The organism is Synechococcus sp. OH2 (assembly GCF_047462155.1).
Lineage (GTDB): Bacteria > Cyanobacteriota > Cyanobacteriia > Thermostichales > Thermostichaceae > Thermostichus.
This window is the reverse complement of record NZ_JANSIR010000075.1, coordinates 7778-10973: the sequence shown is the minus strand read 5'-3', so window position 1 is coordinate 10973 and position 3196 is coordinate 7778. Positions and strand designations below refer to the sequence as shown.

5 protein-coding genes and 1 tRNA gene are annotated in these 3196 nt (G+C 60.7%); 1 reads left to right on the top strand and 5 read right to left on the bottom strand.

Annotation, left to right across the window (positions count from 1 at the left end; genetic code table 11):
• From NW835_RS06385 to NW835_RS06370, 4 genes are all read right to left on the bottom strand, one after another.
• Positions 1 to 513: uridine monophosphate kinase (locus NW835_RS06385; protein WP_414414824.1), on the bottom strand; the 513-nt coding region annotated here is incomplete at its 3' end.
• Positions 514 to 611: 98 nt separating this feature from the next.
• Entirely contained in the window at positions 612 to 764 is a 153-nt protein-coding gene (locus NW835_RS06380) for a hypothetical protein (RefSeq protein ID WP_011431218.1), read from the bottom strand.
• A 107-nt stretch (positions 765 to 871) separates the two neighbouring features.
• Positions 872 to 1105, bottom strand: a complete 234-nt coding sequence (locus tag NW835_RS06375) for a TMEM165/GDT1 family protein (protein WP_414414823.1) — start codon at positions 1103 to 1105, stop codon at positions 872 to 874.
• A gap of 117 nt (positions 1106 to 1222) precedes the next feature.
• Entirely contained in the window at positions 1223 to 1789 is a 567-nt protein-coding gene (locus NW835_RS06370; RefSeq protein ID WP_414372394.1) for a TMEM165/GDT1 family protein, read from the bottom strand.
• Between the two features lie 100 nt (positions 1790 to 1889).
• On the opposite strand from NW835_RS06370, the gene NW835_RS06365 reads away from it, so the two are divergent.
• Positions 1890 to 1962 (top strand) — tRNA-Ile (locus tag NW835_RS06365).
• Positions 1963 to 2090: 128 nt separating this feature from the next.
• Here the strand turns inward: NW835_RS06365 and NW835_RS06360 are convergent.
• A partial coding sequence (locus tag NW835_RS06360; RefSeq protein ID WP_414414822.1) for a D-alanyl-D-alanine carboxypeptidase occupies positions 2091 to 3196 on the bottom strand: 1106 nt, incomplete at its 5' end.

Below are 3196 nucleotides of genomic sequence, written 5' to 3'. Positions count from 1 at the left end.
CTTGGGATCCGCGTCGTAAACTCCGTCCACCTTGGTGGCCTTGAAAATCACCTCGGCATCGATCTCCGCCGCCCGCAAGGCCGCAGTCGTGTCGGTGGTAAAGAAGGGATTTCCGGATCCTGCCCCAAAGATCACCACCCGCCCTTTTTCCAGGTGACGAATGGCGCGGCGACGAATGTAAGGCTCTGCCACCTCCTGCATGGCAATGGCCGTCTGCACCCGCGTCGGGATCCCGGCTCGCTCGATGGCATCCTGCAGGGTTAGGGCATTGATGACGGTGGCCAACATCCCCACGTAGTCAGCAGAAGCTTGATCCATCCCCTGGGCAGCCGCTTCCTTGCGCCCGCGCCAGATGTTGCCCCCTCCCACCACGATCGCCACCTGCACGCCCGCCCGCACCACCGAGGCCACTTCGCCGGCAATGGATTGCAAGACCTCGGGGTCAATCCCGTAGGGACGTTCCCCCATGAGGGCTTCACCGCTCAGCTTCAGCAGAATACGTCGGTACTTCATGGTTGTCCGCTCCAGCCCACCCCTGCCTACAATAGCAGCTTTGCTGGGCTAGATCCGGTTAGGGTGTTGGCCAACAGAGCCTCTCGATAAACTCGCCATCACGGCTGCTGCTCTTCGCCAGCGCTGGCCTCCTGATCACGAGGGACAGAACGGAAGCGGCGGCTATTGCGAGCACGACTTTTTTGAAACTGCTTGGCATACTCGCGGTTGCGCTCGGCTTTTTCCCGCTTCAGGTTGCGTTTTTTGGCCATGCTGGTCTTCCTGACCGGTTGTCCGGCATCAAGTAAAGCACTCCGGTAGAGTGCGAGGTGTCCTTAATCGTAACATGCTTTGCCGAAGCCATCCTGAAGGCCTTTGCTCAGCCGGCTATGGGCAGGGATCCCCAGAGTAGGGAGAGGCCGATTAGGAGGAACCCTACGCCTGCCGAGGTTTTGATCCAGCGGGGAGGGATGACCCGCGCTACCCAGGCTCCCGCCCACACCCCGATGAAGCTGGTGCTGATCAGGGCAGCAGCAGCCCCGCAGAAGATCACCCCAAGATTTTGCGAGTGGGCGCTGAGGAGCAGGGTGGCCAGCTGGGTTTTATCGCCCATTTCGGCCAGCAAAATTGAGCCGAAGCTGACCAGAGCAGCTCGCGCCGCGGTCTGTCTCAAGAAAGAGAAAATCTGACTGCTGTGCTGGCTCAACACGCCTCTCTAGCCAAGTTGCTCTCAACTTTTCCCTGGCAGGCCACCCTCGCTTCCCTCAGAGGGCTCACTCTTCCCTTGCCATTCCCGCCAGAGGACATAGCTCCCGATTGCCAGGAAGCCGCTGCCCGCTAACCATTGTAGCCAGTCTGCCGGGATCACCTGTCCCAGTCCTCCCCCCAAGGCTACGCTGAGCAAACTGGCGGTCACCAGAGCGCTGGCAGAGCCGAAAAAAATTGCCCAGGGAGACTTGGATTGGGCGCTCATGAGCAAGGTGGCCAATTGAGTCTTATCGCCCATCTCCGCCACAAACACGGTTATAAAGGTAACAAGCCAGAGCCGCAGTGGGGATTGCTCTAGCAGGTTGTTGACGGCAGAAGAGGCTTCAGAGAGGGACGGCACCGTTTGCGCTTCCAGGGCAGGAGACGGGGCCAGGTTCTCACTGGTGGGTTGCCAGTCAACAGCGGTGGCTTCGTTCCAGTGGAGATAGTGCTGCCCAACGGCCAAAAAGCTCCAATAGAGAGCCAAGGATAGGGCTGTCAGCCCCAAGCCTAAAGCCAGTTGCCCCTGCCAAGAACGCCCTGATGCCATGGTCTCCGCTGTCCGCTAACCACCGACATGCAGCTTATCCTGTAGCAGGGCTTTTTTCACCGGTTCTGGAAAAGACAGGGGCGCTAAAGTAGAGAAAGAAGGGGCGTTGGCCGAGCGGTTTAGGCAGCAAACTCATAATTTGCCTTACACAGGTTCGATTCCTGTACGCCCCATCGCCAAAACGCTCTCCGCAGAAGAGTGCTGGATTGAAACCGGCTGGAGATGGTTTCCCATCCCCAGGCACTTTGCTGCTGAGGCAACCCCTTCCAGCCCCTATCCCAGGACGGCAAAAGGAGACGTATCAAAGGCGGGGGCTAGACTCCGTGCGGGATCCCGTATCTACGGAGCGAGGCAGCCAGCGCTCGGGCAAGGCGGTGGGGGATCCCCACTGGGACTGGAGCCGGCTGAGGAATTCTCCCTGCGAGGTGCGCAAGTCGGCCAAGTTGGCCCCGCTGTTCATCACAGCAAACCAGATATCCCCCCGCTCAGTTGGCAACACGCCCGCCAAGGTGCTGACGCTGGGTAGGGTGCCGGACTTGGCGATCATCACTCCCGGCAGCAGCCGCCGCTCCAACACCCCCACATCCTGGCCGACGACGGCAAAGGCATCTGCTAGCGACAAGCCGTGCTCTTCCAGCAGCGATTGAATGGCCCGCAACATAGCTACATTGGCCCGCGGGGAGATGCGGTTTTCCACCCCCAACCCTGAGCCGTTGATCAGGTGCAGCTCTTCTGCCGGGATCCCTGCTGCAGCCCGAGCCCTTTGGGCTACCTGGGCCGCTCCCCCCACCGCCTCCGCCAGCATCTCGGCCATGGCATTGTTGCTGTAGAGGTTCATCAGCTTGAGTAGATGAAGGAGAGGAGGCGATTCATGTCTGAGCAAGACCTGGGCCTCCGGGGGGATCTGCTGGGCAATTCGCACCGACCCCAAAATCTCCACCTGCGGCCTGGGCGTGCCGGGGGGCAGAGTTTGAAATTGCGCCTGGGCTTCCGAGGGCCAGAGGCGAGCATCCATCCCCTGCCGCAGCAGCGCTCCCGAGCGGGCCACATCCTGGGAAAAGTTCATGTAAAAGCGGCCCGCCACCACCAGATCCCCGCGCACCTGGCGGATCCCCTGGGCGTTGAGGGCATTCCCCACCGCGAAGGCTTCCTCCCAAACAAAGAAGGGATCCTCCCCTCCCAGCACCCAGAGATCGCCCTGCAAAACTCCGTCCGTTCCCAGCGAACCTGCTGTCAAGTAGGTGGTGACGAAGCGGTGTTGCCATCCAAACTGCTGCAGAGCAGCCAGGGTAGTGGCCACCTTGGTCAGAGAGGCTGCCGGCAGAGCCTTGGATCCCTGGTGTTGCCCCAAAACTTGGTCACCCATCTGCAGCCAAACCCCCTGGGCCGCGGAAGCAAAGCCACGAC